The sequence below is a fragment of the Ignavibacteriota bacterium genome (assembly GCA_016218045.1).
GTDB lineage: Bacteria > Bacteroidota > Ignavibacteria > SZUA-365 > SZUA-365 > JACRFB01.
The window spans coordinates 48,861-75,858 of sequence record JACRFB010000022.1 but is presented as its reverse complement, the minus strand read 5'-3'; the positions used below and the strand labels follow the sequence as shown (position 1 = coordinate 75,858).

Here is a 26,998-nt window from a genome sequence, read left to right as displayed (position 1 = left end):
GCGGGAGTAATTCAGTGGTAGAATGCCAGCTTCCCAAGCTGGACGTCGCGGGTTCAAGTCCCGTCTCCCGCTCACACAGCAAGGCCCTCCGAAGAGGGCCTTTTTTATTAGTTGCGCAGTGTGGATCGCATGCTGCACGACGCCGGGGAAGACTGATTCAACGGGCACAGGGTATTGACAACGGGCGGTGGGGGTCGTATAATGCGACATACTTCATCCTAATTTTTGCTGTGCAGGGTTTCTACGGCCGCGTATCAAGAAAACGCGGATCCGGTGCCGGTCTGTCTTGTGCGCGCGCATCCCGTTCCCTGCCCTCCGCTGTCTCCTGGCGGAAAATCCGGCGGCGACTGTTGTACAACACACACACAGGGGTACTCATGATTCACTCCCATACATTCCCGACCGTGACACGCACGGTTCTTTCCTTCAACGCGGACCGCGAACGCGTATCCCACCCTCCATATACAGAGAGGACATAGTGAAACACATAATCTTCTTCATCTGCCTTGCCATGGTCGCGTCGTTCACCGCAAACAGTCAGTGCAGCGATGCCGAGAAAAAGAAGCTCGAGGAATTCGACAGGACCTGGGGCGAGGCCGCGGAGCGCGGCGACCGCGCCTATCTGGAAAATGTGCTCGCCGACGACGGCGTGAACATGGGGGCAGGCGGCATTCGAACCAAGAAAGAGGTGCTGGAAGGTCTTATGGCGCAGGCCGAGCGCAGGCGGAAGAATCCGGCGGCGGCGGGTAAAACGGTGGCGGACCACTACTTCATTTCCTGCACCGAAAACACCGCCACCATCACACACCGGAACACTTCCACCGCGATGGTCGACGGCAAGGAGGAGATGGAGTACAGCCGCAGCGTCCACTTCCTCGAGCGCCGCGGCGGCCAGTGGAAGGTTGTCAGCAACGTCTCGAACGCGCTCGACGACTATCAGTTCCTGCTGTACATGGAGCAGGATTGGAACGACGCCGACTTGCGCCGCGATGTGAAATGGTTCGAGCGCAATTTTGCGTCCGACTACTCCAGCGTCAGCAGCCGCACGGGCGCGATATCGAACAAGGCCGAGGATATCGCCGATGTGACCACCTCGAAACGCCAAGTCGAAGCACTCGATCTCTCCGACATGCGTGTGCGCGTCGAGGGTAACGCCGCTATCGTCACGGGCATCAACCGCGTGCGCGGCAAAGACGCTGCCGGCAAGTCCTTCGACATGCGCATCCGCTTCACCGATTCCTACATCAAACGCGACGGCCGCTGGATGGTGTGGGCAACGCAGGGCACGCAGATACCGGACAAGCAGTAGACTGTACGAGGAGGGGGGATGGGATGGTAGATGGTAGATGGTAGATGGTATATGGTAGGTGGTAGATGGTAGATGGTAGGTGGTAGCAAGGTGGTAATGTAGCAAAGTAGCAAGGTGAGGACACGCCACGCCGCTCCTACTCCCAACTCCCAACTCCCCACTCCCTACTCCCTACTCCCCCGTCCCCCGTCCCCCGTCCCCCGTCCCTACTCCCCCGTCCCCCGTCTCCCGTCCCTACTCCCCCGTCCCCCGTCCCCCGTCCCCTCCTCCTTACTGCCGCCGTCCTTCCTGGAAGCGGATGGACTCCATGTCGATGAAGACGGGCGGTTCGTTTCCGGCTGGTGTGGCTGAAGGTGCTGCGACCCGGAACGGTATCACCACGACTCCACCCTGCACGGGCGAGTCGCTCTGCGACACGAGGATGCTTCCGCCCTGCGTGATTGTGATGGTGAAGGTGCCGGTGTTGTCGGGGGCGAGAAGGACGGTGACTGTCGCGGAGTAATCACCCGGCGACAACGTCAGGGGATAAGTGCGCGCGCCTCCGGGTGGTGTGGTGCCGAGTTCCCCGCGTCCGCTCACGCGCAGTGAAAACGCGTCGTCCTTGAGACTGCCCGAATCGAAGAGGTACACCGTCACGTTGGTGTTGCCGGATTGATCACAGCCCTCGTCGATGAGGCCGTCACCGTCGTTATCGAGGCCGTCGCCGCATATTTCCTGCGCACCGTTGCCGCCATCGCCGATCACGTTCGGATCCCCGTCGTTGCCGGCGATGCTGTTCCCGCGCTGGCGCACTTCCGCAAGATCACAATTGTGCCGCGCGAATTCCGCGCGTAATTCGTCGAGCCCGCTGCGCATCTCGCCCTTCATGCGGCCGAGCGAGGCCAGCATCTGCGTCACAAGCGCGGGAGTCATGTTCCCGATTCCCTTTTCGCTGCAGAGTTCCATCGTCAGCAATGTCTCGGTGAATGCGGGTTCGTTCCGCTGCACAAGATTTGTATATGTTTCCATGTCGTTCTCGCAGCCCACAAAGCCGGCCGCGATACGCGTGTCATTGCAGGGATGTGCGTTCTGTGCACGTATCGCCTGCATACACGCCTCCTTTTTGCCGAGGAATTCCGCGCGAAGCGTCGACGCCTCCGCCACGGCCGATTCGATGGTAGCGACAAGTTTCTTCCGCCACGCGGCGCCGCACGGATCGTCCTCCGCGCCTTCCTTCGTCTTGTCGATGGCGCTTGCGAGATCCACGCAGGTACCGAGCTTCGCGCTCCATTCCTTGCCCTCGGGGCAGGTGCCCGGATCACAGACAAGCGCATCCCAGGCGTTCTGCATGCCTGAAAAGGTCGTCTGCGCGTCGGAACGGCGGCCGGGCGCCTCGATGATAAACGACGCGATGTCCTCGATGCGCCTTTTGTCGCGGTCGGCCACGGTCTTCGCCGCGGTGAGAAGATCGTTGTTATATACTTTTGCGAGCGCGTCGATGTTCCGTTGTATACAATCACTTTTTTCCTTCGCCTCGGCGAGCATGGCCTTGAAGGCAGCGTCCGCGCAGGGATCCGCTCCCGACGATGTCAACATGGCACGGCGGGCGGCGAACTCCTGCTTCAACGCGTTGAGGCGTGTTTCACAGACGGTGATCTGATTCTGCAGCGCCTCGGCGTTGCCGAGCACACCCGCGAGCGCGTCCGAGAGCAGGCCTTCGGACACGCGCACATCCACCCTGTCCACCCGTGTGATGCCATGCACCGAACCCGGCACATTGGCGGCCACGGTGACGGAGACAAGCGCGCTCTGGGCGAATCGTTTTGTGCCGCCGTTCGCCGTGAGTCCGCCCCCCGCAGGTACGGCGTCGAAACGCGCCACCTCGGTTCCGTCGAGTATCACCTTCACGTTGCGCAGCTCACAATCGCCTGTGTTCTCGATGGAGATATCGAACTGCACCTCCGCGTCCTTCTCGACTTTCACGCTGCCACCCGCGCCGTTGGCCTTGATCGTCACCGAGAGGTTCGGTGTCGAGACCCGGTACGTCGTGGCGCAGGAGCGTGTGAGCACGCCGCCCCACGGATCGGTGGCGGTAGCCGTGAAAGTGTGCGTGGCCGATGCGGTGACGGTTTCGTCGCGTGTGAATTCACGCGACTCACCGGAATAGAGCGAGCCCACCGCCACTGGCGTTGGAAACAGCGCGCCAGTCAGCGACACGTTGAGCGCCGCGTCGCCGCTGTTGGTGACCCGCACTGTGTGTATGATCTTTGCGCCCTGCGCCGGTGCTGCATTGTCGGTGCTGCAGACGAGTTGGAAGTCCGCGTCTAACAAGGTGATGGTCTCATCGTCCTGCGCGGCGAGGGCCGGTCCCGCGGGATCGAGGGTCGCGACCGCGGCAACCGTGGCGGTGGAGCTGATACGTCTCCCGGTCGTGGACGCGGGTATGGTCACCTGCTGCGAGAAGGAACGGCTCTCGCCCGCGGGAATCGACACCGGACCAAAGGTACCGCCGAACGTCGCATCGGTCACCGTCACGCCCGACAGCTCGGTATCGCCGTTGTTTGTCACGTCGTATTGTAATGTCACCGCTGTGCCGCGGCCCGTTTCGGAAGGACGTGCGAAGTAGTTGAGTGAGATGGACGGATCGATGACCGTGATCTCGACCTCGTCGCCAGAGGCCGACACTGGCGCGTCGAGAGGATCCACACCCGAGACGCGCGGCGCGACGCGTGTGCTGCGACCGGGTCGGATGGTGCGCGACACCTGTATCATTGCGCCCGGTCCCAAAACGGGTATCGGATCGAGCGACCCTGCGACATTGTCGAACACGGTCACATTGCGCACCGGCACGGTGGAAGGATTCGTGACGGTGTACTGAAGCAGCACCTCGCCATTTCTGCGCACAAGCCGTGGCATCGCCATCACAACAACCGTCAGTGCGGCACGTCCCTCGGGCGCGCGTTCCGCCGCGAAGGATGCGCTTCCCGAAACCGTGGAGCCCGCCGAAGCGAGTCCGTTGCCATTGATCGCGTCGGGCGCTGTGGCGAAGAACAAGCCCGTCGTTGCGACTGCCTGCACCAACGCCCCCGTCGCGCCGTTGTCGGGATAAAACACCGTCGCCATCAGGGGATTTGTAGTCATCGGAAAATCGAGCACGCGGCCCGTGCGGGCGCCCTCGACCACGGTGACGCCGAAGTCCACGCGCAGCGTGGCGGGCAGTGACATCGGTGCGGGCAGTGTAAACACAAACGTGTTTGTCACTCCGAGACGCAGCATGCCTGCGCCGCCGGCGAGTGTGATGCCGATGCGCGGCCGCCCGAAGGCGAGTTCAACAAACACCGGAGTGTCGGTGCCGCAGGGCGCGCCCCCCACCTGCACGGTGCCGCCCTCGGAAATACTCTGTATGATGTACGGATGATTCGGCGCTTCGTAGCGGATGCTGGACTGGCAGCCGTAGGCCGCGAGCAGATCGCCGTCGAGCAACTGCCCGGGCACGATCGTGCCTGAAGCGACATCGGCGTAGAGTCGCCCGGTGCTCGGATGCCTCCACACGAGCGGCGTGGACGCGGTGAGCACCGCGCTGCCCGGATCGACAGCCGCGACACCCGGCAGCAGCGGAACAAAACGCGCCGTCGGATCACGCCCGAACGCGAGTTCCGTCTTTGTCGCAATGATACTCTGTGTGTGAAGAAGCGTGCACGGCCAGATCAGACATGCGGCGGCGAGAACGATGCGCGCGGCGGAGACGAAGCGTGTATGTGTGTTCATCGGGGGGCTTTCTGCGCGATGGAGGGTTCGGATTCAGAGGCCGAAACGGTACTGCGCACCCAGCAGCATGGAGAATTGGGATCTGCGCGTGACGGGATTGATGCTCGTCTGATCATCCATATCCGTGTGTATCGTGTAGTGATGGACGTCGAGCGTGAGATCGAGCGCGGGCAACACCGGAGCGGATGCGCGCACACTGTACTGCAGCGTGGTCGGATACCTGTCGCGCAGGATTCCGATCCGTGTGATGCCGGTGTTTTGGTCGATGCTCAGTTCCGGATTGTAGGCGAGTGTCACTTCGTAGCGCAGCATGGCCGTGCAGCGGACGATGGACACTGTAAAATCGGATGTGGCCTGAATACCTGCGCGGTAGCTGCCACCATCACGCGCAAACACCGATACACCCGGTCGAAGAAGCACATGCGCTCCGGCAGTGGGACCGATTCGTCCGTACGGCGTTGTCCAGGAGACGGACATGACGGCGTCGATCACATGATCGCGCGGCACGGTGTCGCGTTGATTGAACCAGACGCGGCTGTACACATGGGCGTCGATCGCCCAGGTTTCGCCGTTGCGTGCATGATCAAAACGCGCGTCACCGAAGTCGCTCCCAAAATCCGAGAGCCGCGTATAATGTGTCACGGCGCAGGAGGCCGACGTGTACGACGTGGCGGCACCGCGTGTATCCCAGCGCAGGGCGGACTCGCCGCGCAGATAATCGGCGGCGGGGTTGTGCGCATACTGTTTTGCCGTCACCGTGAGCCGCCGCTGCAGCGCGGGCTGCGACCACACGGCCTCGAGCTGTTCCCGCGAGTAATTGTTGATCGCCGCGTCACCCGTGTAACCCACGCTCTCACCTTCGGCGCGCAGATGCAGTGCTCCGTTCCCCTGTCGCATGCTATACTGCGCATGCGGCGCGAGGCGCGAGTACCGCATCGACGGGGCCGCCCCCGCCTGATATCCGCCGTCGAGCCCCACGGCAAAAACGGACGCCTGCGCCTCGCCGAAAGTCACGCGCGACTGGGCACGCAAACCTCCGAAGTTGTTGCCGGACGTGTTGTGATAGGATTTCCCGTCGAGGACGGCGGAGGCGGCGAGGCGCGTGCCTGACCCGAGTCCGGCCTGCAGCGTACTCGCCATGACGTACTGCGTGAACTCGTTCTGCGCGAAGGCCTCGTCGGAATACACACCGATGCTCGCGCTGTTGTCGATGTATATATCATTGCCGTCGCGATACGCGTAGCCGAGGCGCACATCTGTGGAGGTGTACGGTGTGCGCATCACCGTCCCCGTATGTCGCAGTGCCATCGAGGCGGTGCTGCGCTCCGACAACATCATCGATGCGGTTGCGTCGAGCGCGCGCGAACTCGTGCGCTGCCGCGCGGCCGCGGGTCCGGACGTTGTATATGATGCGTCACCCACGCCGACACGCACCTGTCCCTGAACCGGTCCGGGCAGGCCCGACACGGCCGTCCCACCGTGCGGCGCCGTATTAAATTTCTTCCGAAAGAGGGACACGTATTCGAGATACGTGTCGATGCTGCGCCGGTCTTCGTGTATGGCCTCGAGTGCGGCCGCGGCGGAACCGCGTGTGGCCGCGGGCGCGTTCCGTGCAAGCTCAGCGGCGGCCGCGGCCAGGGCACGCGCGCTGTCGTCGCGCAGCGCGAGCTGTTCGCGCTGCATGTCGACAAGCTCGAGAATGTTCGCCTGCTCCGCTCGTGTCTCCGCACCGACACTGTCGAGCCGGCGCAACAGCAGCAGTGCCGCAAGCGCCTGCCGCTGCACCGCGGCCTTGATCCGCGCGTGTTGCAGGCGATAGGTTTCGACGTCGTCCGGCTGTTGCGCGCAGGCGCTGCCGCAAAGAAGCAGGAACAGCGCGAGGGAAAGTATATAGCGCCACCGAAAAATATTCTTCACGTCGGTTGCCCCGGCAATGCCCGCCTCTCGAGCGCGTAGCGCAGCAACGCGTAGCTTCCCGAGAGATTGAGCTTTTGACAGATATGCTCGCGGTGATGCTCCACCGTGCGATGGCTCACCCGCAGCTCCTCGGCGATCTGATTCGATGTTTTCGATTGCGAGATAAGGTCGAAGACTTTTTGCTCGGCGGGAGTCAACTGGTCGAGCCCGTGTGATGTCCGCCCCGTAGGCCCACCCCGGGTGCGGTGCACAGTGTGGCGGATAAGCGAGGAGCTGATGTAGTACTCGCCACGCAGCACTGCCTCGAGACCGCGAACGATATCGGGCCCGATGCTGTCCTTGAGCACGTATCCCAAAACGCCGATATCCATCGCCCGATTGAAGACCGATTCGTGGTTGAACATCGTGAGAATGAGCACTGCAACGGGAAGTTCCTGCGTCTGTATGTGCTGAGCGACATCAAGGCCGCTCATCTTCGGCATCTCAACATCAAGAATCACCGCATGTGGGAGAAGCTCGCGGGCGAGACGGAGCGCCTGCTCACCATCCCCTGCCTCGGCGTCGACGCGGAAACGGTGATCGCGCTCAATGATCTCGCGAAGGCCCTCGCGCACGATCGGATGATCGTCGGCGAGGACGATACGTTTCTGTTCCATCTGTCTCACACCTCCTCCGGGGTTGCGAGACCCTGTCGCACGCCGTGCGGGAGACAAATCTCGATGACAGTACCGCCATTGTGCGGTGATCTGATGGCCATCGAGCCACGCAGGATCTGGACGCGCTCCTCCATGCCCTTCAGGCCGAGACTCCGCGTTTTGTGTGACGCGGCAGGCGAGACGCCGCGTCCGTCGTCGGAGAGGGATATCACGACGTATCCGTCGCGATTTGCTATCGCGAGGGTTGCACTGCGCGCATCCGAGTGCCGGAGGATGTTGCTCAGTCCCTCCTGGACAATGCGGAAGATGTGAATGTCGTCGTGCCCGTCGAAGAGGCCGTCGATATCCTGCACCTCGACGTGGGCCGCGATCGTCGACGCGTCGAGCGCTTCCTGCGCCATCTCGCGCAGCGTGGCGGTAAGGCCGACGCGTTCGAGCTGGAGCGGACGGAGGTTGTACGAGATGCTCCGGACGTCATCCATCAACGTGGCGGCGACGGCCGTCGCCTTTTCGAGTCGCAGCTTTGTCTCGTCCGAAAGAGTGTCGTCACCAAGAGCCATGAACAACTGATTCTTGATGATGAGCACTTCCTGCCCGACGTGGTCGTGCAACTCTCCTGCGATGCGCTTGCGTTCGTTCTCCTGCGAGGCGATCAGGTCCTGCGTGAAGACGTGCTGCTGTTCCTGCTCACGCCGCACCGACGCCAATTCCAGCGCCCTCGCGTGGTGCTCCGCCGCGTCCGCGCGTAACTGGGCCTCCACTCGGCGCGCCTGGACGCGTTTGTAACCGAGGAACCCGGTGAAGAGCAACAGCGCGATACCCGCGATGAGTCCGTTCCGCATGCTCGTCTCCCGTGATGCGATGGTCGCGAGGTACTCCTTCTCGCGCCGCACCTTGTCCTTCTCGACCTGCGCGAGTCGCAGCCGCTGCGTCTGCAGTTCTAACTGTGTGGTCCTGTTGTCGAGTTCAAGAAGCTTGTGCTGGTGCTCGATCGCGAGCACCCGCGCCATCTGCCGGTTGCGTTCATGTTCCACCTGTTCAAGGGCGAGTTCCTTCTGCTTGCGCGCGAGTTGCGCGGCGGCGAGGGCCGTGTCCTTCTCGAGGAGGGCGATCTGCTGCACCTTCTTCTCGTTTTCGTAGCGCGCCGTCAGCTCGTTGAGGTAGGTTCGGTTGGATTCGTTGTACACAGAATCCTTGAGGGATACGTACTTGGTGAAGTATTCATACGCCGCGGCGAAATCACCGCCCGCAGCGGAGATGTGGCGCAGGGAGCCGTAGGCGTCTATGATGGTTTTGAGTTGCACGATCTCGCGTGCAACCGCGAGGCCCTTCAGCGCATGGACGCGCGCAGCGTCCACCTTGCCGTTTCGTGCCAGCAGGTCCGCGAGCGCCGTGTGTGCCTGCGCAATGACGAGTGGATCCCGACGCGCCTCGCCGAACGCCAGATACTTCTGCTGAGCGCGCAGTGCCTCCTCGTTCCGATCTTCCAATCGGTACAAGCTGCCCATGGTATGCAGCATGTCTGCAATGGAGGTGCTGTCGCGCGCCTTCTCGAAAAATGCCAGACTCTGCTCGTAGAGCGGCAGGGCCGATGCCTTCTGGCCACGTTCCACGTACGCATTGGCCATGTTCTTCAGACACGTGGCGAGGCGCCCCTCGTCACCCAGCGCCCGCAGATGCGCGACAAGATCCTCCCAAATGGCCAGAGCTGCGTCATAATTTTTCATCTCCGCGAGCAAGGAGGCAAGGTTTCCCCTCGCATTGATCATCCCCGGGATATGGCCCGCACCTTCGGCGAGGCGCAGGCTCTCTTCGAGCATATCGACCGCCTCCTTGACCCTCCCTTGCCGCTTCGCGAGCAGCGCGAGACTGTTGAGGGCATCGGCGGTACCACGTCTGTCGCGCAATTCGCGTGCGATCTCGAGGCCCCTGCGCCGGAGGACGAACGCCGAGTCGATGCTGCCCGTCACAACAAGCAGGTCTGCGAGATTCCCAAGATATAATGCCTCCTCCCTGCGGTGGCCCACCGCCTGCGCCAGGGCGATATTACGCCGAATGATATCGATGGCGCGCGCGTGCTGCGCCCAGTGTTTGTATATCAGTGCCATTATGTTGAGTGGCAGCATCATACCGACGGAATCGCCAAGGGAGTGATAGAGCGCGACTGATTGTTCCGCGTGTTCCCTCGCCGTTTCGTAGCGACCGGTCTGGGCGTGAACCCCGCTCAGGTTGGCGAGAACAAGCGCGCGGAGCCGTGTATTGTCGTTGGCGTCGAGGATGCGTAGGCAACGCCGATACACCTCAAGTGCATCGGGATATTTCGCCTGTGCGACGGAGATGTTCGCCCGGGTGATGTACAATCCCACCGCTCCGGTCGTGTCGCCCAGGCGCATGCAGATCTGAACGCCGCGCTCCAGCACGAGCAGGGCCGAGTCATACAGCCCCTGTCCCTTAAGCACGTTCGCGAGTCCCTGCAGTCCGTTGCGGAGGTACACCGTGTGTCCGATCCGCTCGCTGAGCTGCACACCACGCTCGAACCAGAGCCGCGCAGCAGCGTAGCGGTTCCGTTTCGCATGAATGATGCCCGTGTTGATGAGGGATCCGGCGACGCCTGCGCTGTCGCCCGTTTCGCGGAAGAGTTCCATCGCGGAGTGGTGCATGGCCAGTGCGCTGTCGTATTTCGCCTGATTCTCCATGAGGACGCCCATGGCATTCAGCGTCTGCGCCCGGCTGCGCGTCCTTCCCGCGAGTGCATCGAGCGCGAGAACCCTCTGATACCATCCGCGCGCGGCCTCCGGCTTTCCGGTACTTTCGGACACCCTCCCGAGGCCGTAATATGCCTCGGCCGCGAAGGAGCCATCGCGCTGCGGAGTTATATCGCGCAGTCCCCGGTGAAAGTACTCCTCGGCCTGCGCGTATTTTCTCTGCGCCATCGCGACACTGCCCATGCGAATGTGAAAACGGCCGACATAACGTCGTGAACCCGCGGCCCGCGCTATCCGCAGCCCCTGCTCGCAGTAGCCCCGGGCCTTCGTCGTTTCCCGCTGCGAGAAATGGGCGGAGAGGGCGAGCAACGCCACGAGTCGGCTCGTGTCGACACGTGTGGTGCGCAGCACACGGAGCACGCTGTCGACATTCGTGTTCTGGGCATGTGCCGAAACGGCGGCATGACACACGATGATGGCCGCGATCGTCAGGGCCAGTGGAGCGAAACGACGCATGGTAGACTCTCCATGAGTGGTTCTTGCGCGGACGTGTTCTCCGGACGTTGCAGGGAGAGAGCAACGAGATCGGATCGCCGGCTCATGCGGGAACCGTGCGACATGAGAAGAAGGTCGAGGTTCGAGAGAACTTCCGATCGGCAGGTGCGAAAACGAGATGTGCGGGGGGAACACCGGAAGTATACAACGAAATACGATGTATTGCCAGATCCCGCTCTCGTATTCCCGATGTGATGGCGAATACACCTGAAGGGGCCATACGCGGACGAACAGCGGCTTCTGCCGGACGGGTGAAGGGCACACGCAGGCCGGGTGGTCAAACCGGCCTGCGCACGCTGCCTCGTCACTTCATCAGTGTCATCGTGCCAGTGCGGATCTGTCCCAATGCCTGGAGGCGGACGAGGTACACGCCGCTCACCAGCCGACCCGCATCGAACTCCACCGCGTGTGATCCGGCATCCCGCATCCCATTCTCCAACTCAGCGACAATACGACCGATGTGATCATACACGCGGAGTGTGACCACCCCGTGTGCAGGAAGTGCGTAGCGGATCGTCGTTGTGGGATTGAAGGGATTCGGGTAGTTCTGTTCAAGCATCACCTCGGTCGGAATCGGCGCTGCGCCAATACCCGGCTTCTGCGCAGCGCGGCATTCGCCGAGGTAATCGCCGTGCGCCAGATGGGCCGCGACGGACGACTCGCCGATGCAGACCGTCTGTGCGTTATTACACTGATGGCAGATCAACACCTTGGTCGGATTGTTGCCGCAGACGATGTCGACAACGGTGATCGTGATCGACGCCTGCCCGGAACACGAGGACGCGTCGGTGGCCGTGACTGTGTATGTTGTTGTACTTGCGGGCGACGCTGTCGGATTCGCGCAGTCGGTGCAGCTCAAACCAGTCGCGGGCGACCAGGTGTAGCTCGTACCACCCGACGCGCTGAGTGTCACACTCTGCGGCCCGTATCCGCGATAGATGGTATTGACCTCGCCTCCTGGATTGACGGGAATCGCGGGAGAAGACGTGATGGCGGGCGTGAGAGGTGCGCAGGCGGATGACCTCGCGACTGAATGCGCGTACCCAGCCGCAATCGCCCCCCAATCTGTGGCAGTACCGACCTGACCCGGAGAATACCGATCGTTCTGTTGAGTGTTGCCATCGCCCATCTGACCAGCATAGTCGTTTCCCCACGCCCACAGGGTGCCGTTGGTTTTTATTGCAAGCGAGTGATAGTCGCCACATGCGACCGACGCCCAATTCGATTCATTGCCCACGCGTTCAGTATACAACTGCGCACTCGGCGTGCTCCCGATTCCGAGCTGGCCGTAACTCCCATTTCCCCAAGCCCATAACGAACCATCGTTCCGGATTGCGAGGGTATGGTACAGACCGCACGAGACAGTCGCCCAGTTTAAATCCTGTCCAATCTGGACTGGCCACAAGCGCGTGTCCGTCGAGTTATCACCCAATTGTCCGTAGGCATTGTGTCCCCACGCGTACAGACCGCCGTTTGTTTTTATTGCCACAGTGTGATTGTCGCCGGCCGAGATTGAAGCCCAGTTGTAGTCGTATCCCACCCTGGTCGGAACGGATTGGGATGTTGTGGAGTGTATGCCCAACTGTCCCAGACTGTTCCGTCCCCACGCCCACAGGGAACCGTCGTTCTTGATCGCAAGCGAATGGTAATCACCACATGCCACAGAAGACCAGTCGACGTCATTTCCCACTCTGGTGGGTGAGTATTGCCATATCGCATTATTGATGCCCAGTTGCCCATAAGCGTTGTGACCCCAAGCCCACAGTGAGCCGTCCGTTTTGATCGCCAGCGTGTGTTGCGCGCCGCACGCAACAGAAACGTACCCTGTACCAATCAGCACGGGTGTTGACCTGTTCTGTTGTGTGCCGTCACCCAGTTGCCCGGAACCATTGTTCCCCCACGCATACAGAGAACCATCGGTCGAGATTGCGAGTGTATAACGGCTGCCGCACGAGACAAACGCCCAGTTCACATTCGATCCGATCTGACCCGGAGAGCTAGTATTCGCGGTTGTGTTGTTGCCCAGTTGTCCGTTAGAGTTGTATCCCCAGGAGTACAGCTCCTGATTCTGCGCGTGCAGATTCGCGGCACTAATGAACAGCAGCATGAGCATACCGATTGTACCCCGGAAGCATGCCGCGGCACGTGTGTGTACCGTTCCCCGTCTGCATGCCGATTCGCGTCGTCTGTTTACAGATATGTATTTCATTGCGTCAATTCCTTTTTATGATGCGACAATTGTGGATCACAGTGAGAGTGTCGTACCGCCGTACACCCCGAATGGATTAGTGGCACGACAGAATTGCCCGGTATTACCTGAGGAGCATCATCGTGCCCATGCGCGCCTGTCCCAGCGCCTCGAGGCGGTAGAAGTACACGCCGCTCGCGAGGTGTGATGCGTCGAAGAGAACGGTGTGTGTTCCCGCGTCCTTGATTCCATTTTCCAGCTCGCCGACGAGACGGCCTGTGTGATCATACACGCGGAGCGTCACTGCCCCGTTCTCCGGGAGTGTGTAGCGGATCGTCGTTGAGGGATTGAATGGATTCGGGTGGTTCTGTTCCAGACGAATTGTCGACGGCCGTTTCTCCGCGATATGTTTCGGCAATTGAGACAGCGGGCGTTTCCATACACCATGACCCACTGTGCCTGCAAAAATCTCGCTCCCAAAAATCTGCAGGGCTTCCACATGTTTCCATCCGGTCATGCCCGCGCTCACGTCGTTCCAGGAAACACCGTTGTTGTTCGTTGCGAACACGCCGTTCGTGGTACCGGCGTACATGGCGCTGCCGTCCGCAATGAGTGTATTCACTGCTGCGGAGGTCAGACCGGCGCCCGCCCACGACCAGGATGCGGCACCGTCGGTCGACGTGAACACCTGGCCTCCCGCCGTCCCGGCATACAGCACTGATCCCGCGAAAACGAGAGCGCGGATGTTCATGTCGGTGAGACCGTTGTTCACTGCGGTCCAGCTCGCCGCGTGATCGTCGCTGCGGAACACGCCGCCTCCGGCCGTGCCCGCGAAGAGGACGTTTTCGCCCACGGCGAGCGCCTCGACTTTTGTTTCCGTGAGGCCATTGTTTGACATGATCCAGGTCGTACCGCCGTCGTTCGAGCGATACACACCATTGTAGGATGTGGAACAGCAGGCATTGAGGCCCATGAAGAGCGCCGTGCCATCGTTGGCGAAGGCCTTGATATAGTTGAGTGTCGAAATTTTCGTCCAGGTTGAGCCATGATCGATTGAGCGCCACAAGCCGTTCCACGACCCGGCGAGGATCTCGCTCCCGTTTACAAGGAAGGCGTCGATGATGCTGAGCTGTGCCGCGCCGGGCAGCCATGACGCGCCGCCGTCGGTGGTCATGGTCACAGTTCCGCTCCCCGTTTGCGTCACACCCGCCAGGAGCATCGCTCCATCCGATGCGAAGGCGTACACGTATGATCCGAGTATCCCGCTATTCGCTGGCGCCCAGCTCGCACCGCCGTTCATGCTTCGTTGCAGACTGTTTGTCGTGCCGGCGAAGACAGCCGCACCGCTGACAGCCATCATCTTCGTGGTGAACGTCATCGAAGTGGGAGTCCAATTTGCCCCCTTGTTTGTCGACTTCAGGACGCCGCCATCGTAGGTGCCCGCGTACACCAGCGATCCATTCGCCGCGAGGGAGTACACAGGCGGGATGCCGGTATTCGTTATGTTCACAAGCCCGGTGTTCCTCGCCGTCCACTTGCCTCCCCCGTTTGACGAGTAGAACACGCCCGCATCACCACCTGCGTATAAATCGCTCCCCGCGGCGCAGAGCGCGCGGATGCGCGGGCTGCTCCCCGGAAGTCCGCTGCTCGATTTCTTCCATGTCCGTCCCGCGTCGGCCGACCGATACACACCGTCGGCGGAGCCCGCCACGACATAGGAGCCGCTGACAGTGAGCGCGTGGACCATGGAAGTTCCCAACGTGCCCGAGGTGACTTTGGACCAGCTTCCGCCGGACGTATTCGCGCGAAAAATTCCCGCCTCCGTTCCTGCGAGAACGTACCCGCCGTGGATGCACAGGGCGCGGATATCCGTGCTTGTCATTCCGGTGTTGGACTTCGTCCACGTCAGTCCGAGATCCAAGGACCGGAACACCTCGCGCGGACCACTTATACTGCCCGCGCTTGCATAGAGCAGACTGCCCGACACCGCCAGCGCTTCCACGCGAGGATTTGTCAGACCAATGTTCCGCGAGTTCCAAGTGGCCCCGTTGTCGGACGAGACATACACGCCGGCGCTTGTCCCGGCGATGAGAGTGGTTCCGGACATTACCATGGCATCGGCAAAACCGCCGAACGGTCCATTCGTCTGAGCCCACTGTGCAATGATCGGATACGGTGCGAACAGGCACAACAGACTTGCAACCCCGAATAGGATTGATCGGTATTTCTTTTGCATCACATCCTCCAATCAGAAGATTTTCATCGATCGTGCGAGCGACGGCGCGTGCCACTATGCCATGACACGTCGGCGCTCACTTTTAAGACGAAATCTATCCGAATAGGGGATCGTGCGCATGGGTGGAACCACCTATGCGACAGGGGGAGGTCCACCCACATTCTCACGATCACGCATGTTCATCCACCAGGCGTGACGCGCGGAGCGGAAGACCACGTATGCACTCCGATTCTACCGAAGCTCCACGTTGGGCGTTGACCGCCGCTACTATGTTTTGTATCCCACTGTGCCGCTCCCCTTCGTCACTGGCGCACGTGACGCCCCCCGCCGATTCGTGTCGCGCGGCAGTCGATCCCCCACTCAGTCACATCTCCTACAACTGCACATATCGTAGAGTGATATTTTGGACGTTCGCTTGAAGGGTAACGAAATATACTCCCGCCGGGAGTTGCGGCAGTCTGAAGCTGTGTGTGCCACGATCGAGAAATGTGTTTGAAAGAACGGCGCGTCTGCGGCCGCTGAGGTCGCTCACTTCGATCAGGGTATGGCCGTCTTCCGGGCAGTATGCCTGCAGACTCCCCTGCCCCACAACGGGATGTGAGAGTACAACGAGTTCGTATCCCGTTTCGGCCGCCATGTTCGTGCCGGTACCGCCGGAGGTGCCCGTCTTTCCATCGAAGAGAAACGGCTTCGCTCCGAAGCGGGTTTTCCAGATGTCGATGAGCGACGTAAAATCGGTTATCTCCACTTCGCCGCGCGCGCGGAGGGTCTCGAGTGGTTTGAGTATCGTGTCCTCGACGGCGAGCAGCGCGGCGGGCGCCGTGATCATCGCGGGCTTGATATGGAAACTCGCGGTGAGGATGTTCACGGGTCTGATGGCGCCGCTGCGGTACAGATCCACTAGGCGCTGCACTCCGAGCACATCACCGGCGAACTGCCCGATGCAATAGATGTTGCCGGCCGGATCATCCTCCCAATAGTGGTTGCGGTCCTTCGGTCGCCATACGCCGCTGGGGCAGGGATCGTTCACATGATTCGGTGTGCCGCTTCCCATCAGGATGTCGCCCCGCCATGTGGTCCACGGATACTTCACACCCGCGACGGGCAGTCGAAATCGGTCCCACTTCTGAAACTGCGGAATGGATGGATCCCACACGTGTCCGCCGATGACGGTACTGCCTCCGACCCCGAGCGAATCCAACAGATGCGCCACATCGGTGTAGTTGTATCCCAGTTTCTCATGCGAATGCGCGTCGATGGGCACTCCCATGTCCTCGCGCAGATAGCGCAGCACGTTCTTGCCCGCGGTATTCCGCATCAGCGATGAATCCTCGTAGGCGAGCGCCGCGAGCAGCACCTTCCAGTCGGGCTGGAACACCCACGTCATGTTGTATCGTTTCGCCGTTGCCGCCATCGCCAGCATACCATCGCGAATGGTGATGTACTGGATGCGCGCCTGCGGTGTGCCGATATCGGCTGCGGGAGTATTGTCCTCGATGTGTGTAAAGAGCACCACATACACGGGCGGCTGCGTCTGCGCTACTGTTCCCCACGGCAGAGCAGCGAGGGCGACGAGGATAAGGAAGGATTTCATATGAAGGAGGAGCTAGGAGTTAGGATCTAGGATCTAGGATCTAGGATCTAGGGGACCGGCAAGGCGGAACTGAGTGGTGAACACATGTATGACACGGGACATGCTGTTAGGTTGAAAATACTCGCCGCTGTTTTCACATTCACTCGATTCAGTACTTTCACTCCATTAACTCCATTCACCCCATTCACACCATTCACACCATTCGCAGCATCGCCGTGGTGCTTCTGTTTACTTCTTCGAAAGTGTGATACGGATTTTTGTGTCGCCGCGGGCTGTCCAGCTCTCGAGGGATTGTTTGTAATCGCGGTCCAATCGCTGGTCGTTGTATTGAACGCTGGTGAGATGCGGGGTCACGTCGCCCGTCAGGATGGAGAACCGGTCGTAGTCATCGGTGCTGCCGTTCTTTTCGAGAGGGATATCGCGGCCGGTGATGCTTGTCTGATCCGTCCAGTCACCTGCCTGCAGCCGGGTATGCGTGAAGGTGAATTCCGTTACCATGGTCGCGGAGTCATTCACGACGACACGGATGTGCTCGGTGTGCGTGAAATTGCCCGCGATGGTGTAGGTCGTATCATGCGTGTAGACGTTCTTGTTCAGGGTGCCGTACACACCCGGCTGCGGCCCAGCCATGAGCGAGGTCATCTGTAGTATCTCGTTTTCAAACGACACGACCAACGTGCCGCTTGTGCGATCCTCCACGCGCATGCGTGCGTCAAGTGGCGAACACGAGATGGAGGCGTTCACATAATTGCGCGATTGCACCGTCAACCAACGGAAATCCACGTAACCGCGTTTGGTCTTGCCCGGACCCGCATAGCCGTATATCGTGAGTCCGTATCGGGTCGTTCCACCTTTCACAGGAAAGCGAAGCACGCCGTCGTCACCGGACCAAGTCACGAAACGGCCCTGCTCGTCGGTAAGCCGCATGGGCGTGCGGTCGCCGGCAAGCTTGTCGGTGCACGTGGCACATGTCGCGAAAACGCTGATGGAATCTTCCGTGGTGTTCACGAGATCCGGCAGTGGGTTCGTCTGCCCTCCCTCGAGGAGAAATACACTTGTTGACGGAAAAGAATTCGGCGGAACGGTGCCGATGGTTTTCTCGTAGGTCTGTTTCCATCGTTCGCCGATTTCACCGAACGACGTGATCGCGCTGGTTGCGATATAAGTGATCACCGGGTAGGCGTTCCCGACATTGCCCGCGTTGTCGCCCGAGAGGTAGGGATCGAATTTCCCGGCGTTAAGACGGGTGCCCCGCATGGTACCGGGATAGTTTGGATCGGCAATGCGTAGCGAACCGCCTTCGGTTTCATACACAATCATCGCATGTCCCTTCCACGTCCCGTCCAAGCGCCAAATTTCGACGAGTTGTGGATGCCCCGTGTTTCGAATGGAGAATGCGAAGCCGAGGTAATGCAGACTGTCTTCCGAGATCTTCTGTTTTCCTATCGCCTCGAAGTGGTTCGTCCGCCAATTGTAACGCTGTTGCCAGTGGAGCCCGGCCCACACGACGGATGCGAATTTGTAACCGTGTGGATTGTCCATCCACATGGAGTCCGCGTGTACTTCATCAAGCAGATCGTGCAGTGCATCCGCGCCGAAGCGAAGCTTCTTGTTCACGTAGTACCACATCGCGGTGAGGCTCTGGCCCGTGCAGTGTCCCCCAGGAGCAATGTATGATCCCCAGTTGATGAATTCCCAGTCGTCGACGCCCGGAGAGAATCCCGAGGATATTTTCCCGGTGAGATCCCCGGTGGCAATGCCCGCCACAATCACGTCGGCCCAGTTGCGCAGCAACGGACCGGAGCCGGCCTTGCCCATGCCGGCCAGATCGCCCGAGAGGTGCCGCGTGTACACGTACACGGCACTGTCCGTGAGTCCGGCGATGGGGAGCCCCTCGAGAACGCGCGTGTCGCGGTCGTAGTAGAAGGCCATGGCGAAAAATCCCGGCGGGAGTGTGATGGGAATTTTGATGAGCATCGCGGAGTCCGCGTATCCTCCGCCGTTTGTGATGGTGATGAGCGGGGAGAGCAATCGCACCGTATCGCCGAACCCGCTGTCGAGGATGCGGGAGTAAGCGACGCTGAACGTCCTGTCCGCTGTGTACGAGTTCGGCGGCACGTCAATGGTGAGTCCGGTGACAGGCGTGTTCGGAGCCGTCACCACAACGCGACCGCCGGACACGGCAACGACGGACCGCGCGACCTCGATCTGCGGTCCTGTCACGAGAGCGCGTGTGGGCAGCTTCTGAACGGTGAACGTGTACGTTCGTCCGGATTCCGCAGCGATGTTTTCAAGCGTGTCGGCATAACAGGTCCGCACGTAGCCGATGAAGGTGTAGGTGTCCGCCGCGGAGGGCGCAGCAGCGGGAGGGATATAGGGCGACACTCCCGCGTACATGATCCGCGCGCGTCCGGGTTCGCCCGCGCGGAGGCAGGCCACCGCTGCGGCGCGCATCTCGTTCCCGACGGTGGCGACCACGATGTAGCTGCCCGCCGCCAGGCCGCTGCTTCCAAGCTGGTACGCGTGACTGCCGACGGCGAGTTCGTCGGTCCGCGTCGCGACCTCCGCACCGTGCATGGAGTAGACTGCGAGGTGCACGCGTGCGGCAGCCGGCATAGTGAGTGTAAACGAGGCGGCGGCGTGCGGGAGCGAAGGTGCAACGGCGCGCAGCGTGAGGGCTCCCGGCGCGGCCGTCGGCTCCGTCGCGTTTGGACGGTCGAGACTGAGCGTGGTGACACCGACAAGCAGCGTGTCCCATCGCTGCGTCAAGTTGCGGACGCGGATGCTGTCGAGCGTAACGGCGGCCCCGGTTCCGGCGGCTGTCGCGGTGAACGAGATGATACGCGGCTGCGCGCGAAGCGCGCCTGGCACGACGAGCAGGAGAAACGACGCAACAACGGTGAACAGTCTGATGGAATCAACAGGACTGACGGTACAGGAACCGCGGCGCTGTGCAGCCATGGCAATCCTCACGGGAGGTTGGGGGGGGGAGGGAGGACAGCGTCCTGGTCGGACGCGCGGGGGAAGAAATTTTCCGGAACCTACACATCACTGCTGTGAAAGCAAACTCACACTTCACCTGGAATCATTCCCCCCGGTCGTACACATTTTCACCCCATGCACCTGATTCGCCATATTCACCCCATTCACTTCATTTACACCATTCACTCCATTCACCCCATTCACACGAGGAACACCCATGCGCCGTCGAATATCCAGCCGTTCACCGTGGGAACCGCTTGTCGGATTTTCCCGCGCTGTCGCCATTGGAAATGTTGTGTACGTGGCAGGCACCGCGCCGTATAATGAACAGGGTCAGCTTGTGGGTGTGGGTGATGTATACACGCAGGCGGTGCAATGTTTGCGGACCATCGAACGCGCACTTGTTGCGGCGGGGTCAAGCATGAACGATGTCGTACGCACACGGATATACATCACCGACCGCGGTTTCGCGGCCGACGTCGGCCGTGCACACGCCGAGTATTTTCGCGACATCCGTCCCGCCGCCACCATGGTTGTGGTCGCGGGACTCGTCGATCCCGCCATGCTCGTCGAAATTGAAGCGGATGCCGTGCGCGGTGAATGAAAAAGCGCACACCGACGGACACGGCCGGTTTTTTCCCCACCACCCTGTACCTGATATTATACCCGCGTCCTCTATGAGGTCACCGTCTGACGTTCCGTCGCGCTTCGACTCCGCTCAGCGTGACACGATTTAGTTGTTCCGCATTTCCCGGTCACCGTTCCGTCGCGCTTCGACTCCGCTCAGCGTGACACGATTTAGTTGTTCCGCATTCCCCGGTCACCGTTCCGTCGCGCTTCGACTCCGCTCAGCGTGACACGATTTAGTTGTTCTTCATTCCCCGGTCAGCGTTCCGTCGCGCTTCGACTCCGCTCAGCGTGACACGATTTAGTTGTTCCGCATTCCCCGGTCACCGTTCCATCGCGCTTCGACTCCGCTCAGCGTGACACGATTTAGTTGTTCCGCACTTCAATTTTCCCTTTTCCCTTTTCCCTTTTCCCGTTCCCCGTTCCCCGTTCACCGTTCCTAACTCCACCAACAAATGCTCAACTTCACCTTCCACAACCCCACAAAAATCGTCTTCGGCCGCGACACTATCGATCGCGCGGGCACGGAAACCGCCGTATTCGGAAAACGTGTCTTGCTGCTGTCCGGCATGGGCAGCGCAAAACGCAGCGGTGTGTACGACCGTGTGCTCGTCTCGCTCCGCGCGGCCGGCCTCGACTGTCTCGAGATCGACGGTGTGCAGCCCAATCCCCTGCTCTCGAAAGTGCACAGCACCATCGACGCGGCCAAGGCGTACGGTGCCGACGTGATCGTGGCCGTGGGCGGCGGGTCCGTGCTCGACAGCGCCAAGGCCATCGCCGCGGGCGCAGTGGTGGAGCATGACGTGTGGGACTTCTTCATCCGCCGCGCAACAGTGGCACGCGCCCTGCCGATCGTCGCCGTGCTGACGCTGGCAGCGACCGGATCCGAAATGAACGGCGGTTCGGTGATCACACACGACGAGACGCGCGAGAAATTCAACATGGGTTCGCCGCACACGTATCCGAAGGTGTCGATACTCGATCCGTCGGTCACGTTTTCGGTGGATGCCGCCAACAGCGCCTACGGCGCGGTGGATGCGGCCGTACACATGCTCGAGCCCTACTTCAACGGCGCAAATCCCGATGCGCCCCTGCAGGACGGCCTGGTGGAATCGCTGCTGCGCACCATACGGGGCGTCATTCCCACGATCCTCGAAAAACCGGACGACTATCAGGCGCGCGCGGTGATGATGTGGTGCGCCACGTATGCGCTCAACGGCATGACATCCGCCGGCATGGGCGGCGCGGCCTTCCCCGTGCACATGATCGGGCACGCGCTGTCGGCGCTGTACGACACGCCGCACGCCGCGAGTCTGGCCATCGTGCTTCCGGGCTGGCTGCGTGTTGTGCGCGACGAGAAGGCAAAAAAAATCGCGCAGCTCGGCCGCGCGGTCTTCGGTGTCACGGAGACCGACGACACCGCGGCGGTTGATGCCACCATCACCTCCATCGTCGCCTGGCTGCGCTCGATCAACACTCCCGCTTCTCTCGCCGAGGGCGGCATCCTCGCGCAGGACATTCCGCGTATCGCCGCCAACGCCCGCCGCCTCGCCGCGCTGTGGTCGATGGAGAAGTACGACGAGGACTACATCGCGCGCATACTCTCGCAGTGCATCTGATCGGTTTTATGTGGAAAGTAGCAAGGTGGAAAAGTAGCAAGGTAATCAGTCTATTCCATTCCCAGTTCCTAGATCCTAGTTCCTAGTTCCTAGTTCCCCGTTCACAGTTCACCGTTCCCCGTTCACCGTTCACCGTTCCCAGCCATGTCCATCGAACTTCCGGACGATACACGAAAACACCTCCTCGCCTCGCTGAAGCGCTATGCGGAAGAGCGGCTCGATATACAACTCGACGATCTTCCGGCCGCGCTGCTGCTGGATTATATACTGAAGGAAATCGGTCCCTCGATATACAACCGCGCCATCGCCGACGCGCAGGCCTATCTCGTGGCGCGGGCGGGAGACATGGAGGGGGTGTTGTTCGAGATGGAAGTTCCGTACTGGACGGCCGCAGGATCTTCCGGAGTGCGGCGCGGCAAGGGATAGCCGCTGCAGCGTTTCCTATTGCAGCACAACGGCGCGGCGCGATGTGGCGCCCGCGGCACTGAGGCGCAGTATATACAATCCGGGAGGAATTGATCCGCGCTGTATGGTTATGTGATGCTGTCCGGCCGCGAGTGCACCATTGAAAAATTCCGCCACCTCTCCGCCGAGTATGCTGTGCAGTGTCAGACGGACGCGCGAGAGCTGTGCGACGGTGACGGGAACGGTGGAGCCGTCCAGTATGGGATTCGGATAATTCTGTCCGATATATAGACCCTGCGGGGCGGCACCGTCGGTCACGCCGCCTGTGGCCGGCGAGAAGAGACTCCGGTACAGGAATCGCGCCGTGGTGCTGATGATGGAATCGATATAGCCCCACGGGCCGTGCCCCTCGCCCTGCAGGGGATGATACTCGTGTGGCAGACCAAGGGCGACGGCCCTGGCTTGGAGTTGCACGGCATTTATAAATGGGACGGTCTGGTCTTCTGTGCCGTGAAAAATAAGCAGCGGTGGATCGTCCGCGGATTCGATCGCGTTAACGTCCTGCAACGCGCCCCAGTAATCGAGACAGGCGTGGATGGTGGACGAGTACCCGGGATTCCCGCTGTTGCCCTCGACGCTCTGTGTGCCCGAGGCGGGATACACTTCCGCGACGCGATTGACATAGGCCACGCACAGCGACGTGTACGCGCCCGCGGATCCTCCGCCCATTGCGATACGGGTTGTGTCGAGCCGGTACTGCGACGTGTTCCGGCGGAAATACCGCACGGCCGCGCGTGCATCGTGCATGGCGTTCATGACGGCCCGTGAGACGGTGACGGTGTCGAGCCGGTAATTGATACTCGCGGTGACATACCCGCGCTTCGCAAAATCCGTGCACAGTTGCACGAATTGCGGCGTGCCCTTGTCTCCGCCCACAAAGCCCCCGCCGTGGACGAAGATCACCAGCGGCCGCGCCTGCGCGGTGTCGCCCTGCGGCTGATACAGGTCCAGCATCAGCGCTTCCTGCTGTCCTTTCACGTTCACGGCGGATCCGTACTGCACGTTCGCCGTCTTTGATGTGGAGGAAAACACCTGATTCAGATACCGCTGCGCCTGCACCGGCATGGCACAGACGAGCAGAACCAATATCACACGTGACACCATGAGCACACCTCTGAGTGTAATAAACGGAATTACTCTATGACAACACATACACAGTCAGGGTTTCATCCCGCCAGATCAACCCTTACGGCTACCGGGCATGTGTTGAATACGTTGATAGATCCCGATATCGGCACTCTTTCACCGAAACCTGTCTCACGCAGTCTGCATGGGAGAGTCCCCCTCAGCGACAATTGGTAGTCGTACGACGAATTCCGTCCACTCCTTCGGGACGGAATCCACCTCGATCGTACCGCCGTGTGCCGCCAGTATGTCGTGGCTCATGGAGAGGCCCAGACCTGCTCCCTTCCCTGCAGGTTTCGTCGTGAAAAACGGCTGGAAGATGCGTGATCGTACCTCCTCGGGTATTCCCACCCCGTTGTCACGAATGGACATTACTGCGACACCATCCTTCATCCCCGTACGAATACGAAGAATCGGATCGACAGGTGCTGGAACAGTGAAGGAATAGGGATCTTCGGCTTCGATCTGCATCGCATAGAGAGCATTCTGAACGAGATTGATGACGAGTCTCGATAAATCTTGCGGAACGCAGAAGACTGGTGCGAGTGTCGGATCCAGATACGCGATGACCTGCGGCAATCGCGATACCTCTTTCGCACGCAGCGCCGATAGGCACAGGTGGACAGCATCCACTGTAATCGCGTTCAAATCACAGGCCTGTGACGAGGCGCCTTCAGAGCGCGAGTGTTTCATCATATTGTTGACAATCGCGTCGGCGCGGCGTCCATAGTCAACGATGCGTTCAAGATTTTCTTCGAGATCTACCAGTAGGTCTTCTCGTCTCTCTGTGTCATTGTGTCGAATTTCTGCCACGAGATCGAGTGAGACCGTAGAAAAGTTCATGATGAAATTCAGTGGATTTCGAATTTCGTGCGCGATGCCCGCAGTGAGCTGTCCGAGGGATGCAAGTTTTTCCTGATGAATAAGTCGTGCTTGCGTCGACTGGAGTGCATCCAAGGTCGCCGAAATTTCGCGGTTCTTCTGTTCGAGAAAGCGCGATTGTTCTTCGATCTGCGCCTGCGCCTGTCTCATTTGAAAATTACGCTCACGCGCAGCGACAAGTAGTTCCCGACTCTTCGACGAGAGCTTACGCACGTACTCCGACAACTGCAGAAACACACCTGGGAAAAAACCTGCGGAAATAAGTATCACTGCCGATTCTGCGTAATCGGGTGTGCCGAACAACATGGTTCCGACAGAAAAACCAGCCGCGAAAAGTATCCACAATCCAAACAGTTGCAGTCGTGTGATACTGCCGCTGAATCCGACAATTCCTGCCATGAACCACAAGGTGGCAAGTATTCCATATCGTGCAGGATCAGCAGATACAACCCCGAACCATGCTGCGTGCAAGCCGAAAACACGAACGGTCACGCGCGTCCATTGTTCAAGTGTCGCATCACCGCGAACCATCAGATATCCGAAATAAAAATAGAGAGGCGTCCACAGCAGCGGAACGAGCAGAAACTCCTTCCCGACGACACGGATTCCCGCACCCTGCATGTCCAGCAATAGAAGCGAGACCGTTATGAGAAGCGCTCCGTAGGCAAGAAAGGAACTACGGAATCGAAGCACACGGGATAGTCGGACGGGATTACCCACGGTTTCCTCTACATATGTGTGTGAGCTGCTTGATGAACTCGACATGACGACGCGCTGCGCACTTCGGATACACAGCGCAGATCACCACGGGTTGCATGATGTGCGTAGGATAAGAAGGTGCAGGGAGAAGAGGACCATCCCAAGATAACGCTTTACAACATCGCGGCCCTACATCCAGTCTACGGTTCTATTAGCACCAGTCGACGACTCACACTTCTCGAAACGCCCTGAAGGCGCAGTTGGTACGATCCCGCGGGAAGGGTTCTTGTATCCACCACCGCTTGATGCGGTCCTTGGGCGCACATCCCCTGCTCGAGCCGCGCGACACGTTGACCGGTGAGTGTGTACAGTTCCAGTGTGACACGTGCTTCCCGCGGCAGCGTGTACTGCACAGTTACCACATCACGCGCGGGATTGGGATACAGACTCACAAGTCCGAAATCCGCGGGGGCTGTGTGTGTACGCCGGACGGCGGATGGCACAAGCAGGCCGGCATCGATCCACGCGCTGTACCACAGGTTCGCGAGCGCCTGCGCCGCGCGCTGCATCTGGTCCAGTGTCACACTTCGTGTAAAGGACCAAAGTGCCGCGTAATACGTGTCGGGTACACCGCCAGATCCGTTCCAGCCGGAGACCTGTTTTGCGCGGGTATCGGCACGGAGCAGCGTGTCGACGAGACCGAGACTGTGCAGCACGATGTCGAACATGTACGCGGTGGGATCCGCGATGTAGCGCACCGAATCGGGAGACACGGCAAGGGCGGACAGGTAATGCTGCGCGTTCAGCATGGTGGACTCGTACCGCGAATGTATGCCACCGTTGCCGGTGTTCTGCCCGTCGTAATTTTTGGTGGTGTGCAGGGGTTGAAACGCGTCGGCCACATAATGGCCCAGATCGGCCGCGGCTTGCAGCGCGGCATTCCAGTCGTTCCGCCGCAGGCGCGCGACAAGCGAGTCGTAGGTCCACACCGTCGCCCAGGGCAGCACGCCGTTTTCCTTCACACGAGTCCATCCGTACAATGCGACGGCCGCGCCATGATCGTGCGGAAAGGCGCGCATATCGGGATAGTCGTCGATATCGATGTAATGCCGCGTCGCCTCGGTGGTGAGCGAGGTGTCCTGCGCGTCGCGGCGCCAGTCGGCGTCGGGTCCATGCTGTGAGAGGAAGGTGCTGTCCGCAATGAGCCGCGCCATGGCGGGCGGGAGAAAACGCACGGCCGCGCGATTGATGAAGCGGTGGCCGTCCGCGCCCCAGCCGAAGGTTTCGATCAGCGCGAGAAACAGCAGGAAAACCATGGTGCCGATGGCCGCGACACCAGGACGCGGCCGTGCACCCCGCCTACTTGGCGTTCTTGGCACGTTTCTCTGCTTTCTTTTCCTTCAAGGATTTTTTTGCGGGCTTCTTGGTTTCCTTTTTTGCGTCCGTGCCTTTGGCCATGGGGACCTCCGTCGATGAGTGAATGTGTGCGCAAATATACGGCGGCACGACACGTGCACAATACCACGGTTGCTACCGTCCCATGCGCGCCACCGACTCCGACTCGTCGCGAAGTAGAGTAACTCATCCGCGGACGTGATCGGATCAGATCCCTGAAACGATGTTTCGATCCACAGCCGGCGCGGCCGTCCATCAGCAGGATTCCTGTGGCGGATGGTCCGCGGGTTGCATACA

At 60.5% G+C, this 26,998-nt stretch carries 15 protein-coding genes and 1 tRNA gene; 5 read left to right on the top strand and 11 right to left on the bottom strand.

From position 1 onward, the window contains the following. A tRNA-Gly gene (locus HY962_06965) sits at positions 1–72 on the top strand. 406 nt (positions 73–478) lie between these two features. Further along, the gene (locus HY962_06960) at positions 479–1,309 is read left to right on the top strand and encodes a nuclear transport factor 2 family protein (protein ID MBI5646656.1); all 831 of its coding nucleotides are present in this window, start codon (positions 479–481) and stop codon (positions 1,307–1,309) included. A gap of 270 nt (positions 1,310–1,579) precedes the next feature. Here the strand turns inward: HY962_06960 and HY962_06955 are convergent, their stop codons facing one another. From HY962_06955 to HY962_06920, 8 genes are all read right to left on the bottom strand, one after another. Further along, positions 1,580–5,056, bottom strand: coding sequence for a hypothetical protein (locus tag HY962_06955; GenBank protein MBI5646655.1), 3,477 nt, complete (start codon positions 5,054–5,056; stop codon positions 1,580–1,582). A 33-nt stretch (positions 5,057–5,089) separates the two neighbouring features. Then, on the bottom strand, positions 5,090–6,973 hold the full coding sequence (locus HY962_06950; protein MBI5646654.1) for a hypothetical protein: 1,884 nt from the start codon (positions 6,971–6,973) through the stop codon (positions 5,090–5,092). Then, positions 6,970–7,638, bottom strand: coding sequence for a response regulator transcription factor (locus tag HY962_06945; protein ID MBI5646653.1), 669 nt, complete (start codon positions 7,636–7,638; stop codon positions 6,970–6,972). Before HY962_06945 ends, HY962_06950 begins: the two co-directional genes overlap by 4 nt. Then, entirely contained in the window at positions 7,635–10,850 is a 3,216-nt protein-coding gene (locus HY962_06940) for a tetratricopeptide repeat protein (GenBank protein MBI5646652.1), read from the bottom strand. The genes HY962_06945 and HY962_06940 overlap by 4 nt, the downstream gene beginning before the upstream one ends. 343 nt (positions 10,851–11,193) lie before the next feature. Further along, positions 11,194–12,996, bottom strand: a complete 1,803-nt coding sequence (locus tag HY962_06935; GenBank protein ID MBI5646651.1) for a T9SS type A sorting domain-containing protein — start codon at positions 12,994–12,996, stop codon at positions 11,194–11,196. 205 nt (positions 12,997–13,201) lie between these two features. Beyond that, entirely contained in the window at positions 13,202–15,313 is a 2,112-nt protein-coding gene (locus HY962_06930; protein MBI5646650.1) for a T9SS type A sorting domain-containing protein, read from the bottom strand. A gap of 373 nt (positions 15,314–15,686) precedes the next feature. Then, entirely contained in the window at positions 15,687–16,907 is a 1,221-nt protein-coding gene (locus tag HY962_06925) for a T9SS type A sorting domain-containing protein (protein MBI5646649.1), read from the bottom strand. A 228-nt stretch (positions 16,908–17,135) separates the two neighbouring features. Next, positions 17,136–19,868, bottom strand: coding sequence for a hypothetical protein (locus tag HY962_06920; GenBank protein ID MBI5646648.1), 2,733 nt, complete (start codon positions 19,866–19,868; stop codon positions 17,136–17,138). Between the two features lie 238 nt (positions 19,869–20,106). On the opposite strand from HY962_06920, the gene HY962_06915 reads away from it, so the two are divergent. The 3 genes from HY962_06915 (at position 20,107) to HY962_06905 (ending at position 22,561) form a co-directional block, all read left to right on the top strand. Then, positions 20,107–20,493, top strand: a complete 387-nt coding sequence (locus HY962_06915) for a RidA family protein (protein ID MBI5646647.1) — start codon at positions 20,107–20,109, stop codon at positions 20,491–20,493. A 478-nt stretch (positions 20,494–20,971) separates the two neighbouring features. Continuing rightward, a complete protein-coding gene (locus tag HY962_06910; protein ID MBI5646646.1) occupies positions 20,972–22,135 on the top strand; it encodes an iron-containing alcohol dehydrogenase in 1,164 nt (387 codons plus the stop codon). Positions 22,136–22,279: 144 nt separating this feature from the next. Next, positions 22,280–22,561, top strand: a complete 282-nt coding sequence (locus HY962_06905) for a DUF2164 family protein (protein MBI5646645.1) — start codon at positions 22,280–22,282, stop codon at positions 22,559–22,561. Positions 22,562–22,576: 15 nt separating this feature from the next. On the opposite strand, the gene HY962_06900 is transcribed toward HY962_06905, so the two are convergent. The 3 genes from HY962_06900 to HY962_06890 all read right to left on the bottom strand — a co-directional run bounded on the left by HY962_06900 (position 22,577) and on the right by HY962_06890 (position 26,685). Further along, on the bottom strand, positions 22,577–23,704 hold the full coding sequence (locus HY962_06900) for an alpha/beta hydrolase fold domain-containing protein (protein ID MBI5646644.1): 1,128 nt from the start codon (positions 23,702–23,704) through the stop codon (positions 22,577–22,579). A gap of 153 nt (positions 23,705–23,857) precedes the next feature. Further along, on the bottom strand, positions 23,858–25,237 hold the full coding sequence (locus HY962_06895; GenBank protein MBI5646643.1) for a HAMP domain-containing histidine kinase: 1,380 nt from the start codon (positions 25,235–25,237) through the stop codon (positions 23,858–23,860). A gap of 269 nt (positions 25,238–25,506) precedes the next feature. Then, on the bottom strand, positions 25,507–26,685 hold the full coding sequence (locus HY962_06890) for a T9SS type A sorting domain-containing protein (protein MBI5646642.1): 1,179 nt from the start codon (positions 26,683–26,685) through the stop codon (positions 25,507–25,509). Positions 26,686–26,998 lie beyond the last annotated feature (313 nt).

Excerpts from the sequence above, each read along its gene's own strand:
- HY962_06955 (MBI5646655.1), bottom strand. The coding sequence starts at position 5,056 with ATGAACACACATACACGCTTCGTCTCCGCCGCGCGCATCGTTCTCGCC.
- HY962_06940 (MBI5646652.1), bottom strand. The coding sequence starts at position 10,850 with ATGCGTCGTTTCGCTCCACTGGCCCTGACGATCGCGGCCATCATCGTG.
- HY962_06935 (MBI5646651.1), bottom strand. The coding sequence starts at position 12,996 with ATGCTGCTGTTCATTAGTGCCGCGAATCTGCACGCGCAGAATCAGGAG.
- HY962_06930 (MBI5646650.1), bottom strand. The coding sequence starts at position 15,313 with ATGCAAAAGAAATACCGATCAATCCTATTCGGGGTTGCAAGTCTGTTG.
- HY962_06925 (MBI5646649.1), bottom strand. The coding sequence starts at position 16,907 with ATGAAATCCTTCCTTATCCTCGTCGCCCTCGCTGCTCTGCCGTGGGGA.
- HY962_06920 (MBI5646648.1), bottom strand. The coding sequence starts at position 19,868 with ATGGCTGCACAGCGCCGCGGTTCCTGTACCGTCAGTCCTGTTGATTCC.
- HY962_06915 (MBI5646647.1), top strand. The coding sequence starts at position 20,107 with ATGCGCCGTCGAATATCCAGCCGTTCACCGTGGGAACCGCTTGTCGGA.
- HY962_06910 (MBI5646646.1), top strand. The coding sequence starts at position 20,972 with ATGCTCAACTTCACCTTCCACAACCCCACAAAAATCGTCTTCGGCCGC.
- HY962_06905 (MBI5646645.1), top strand. The coding sequence starts at position 22,280 with ATGTCCATCGAACTTCCGGACGATACACGAAAACACCTCCTCGCCTCG.
- HY962_06900 (MBI5646644.1), bottom strand. The coding sequence starts at position 23,704 with ATGGTGTCACGTGTGATATTGGTTCTGCTCGTCTGTGCCATGCCGGTG.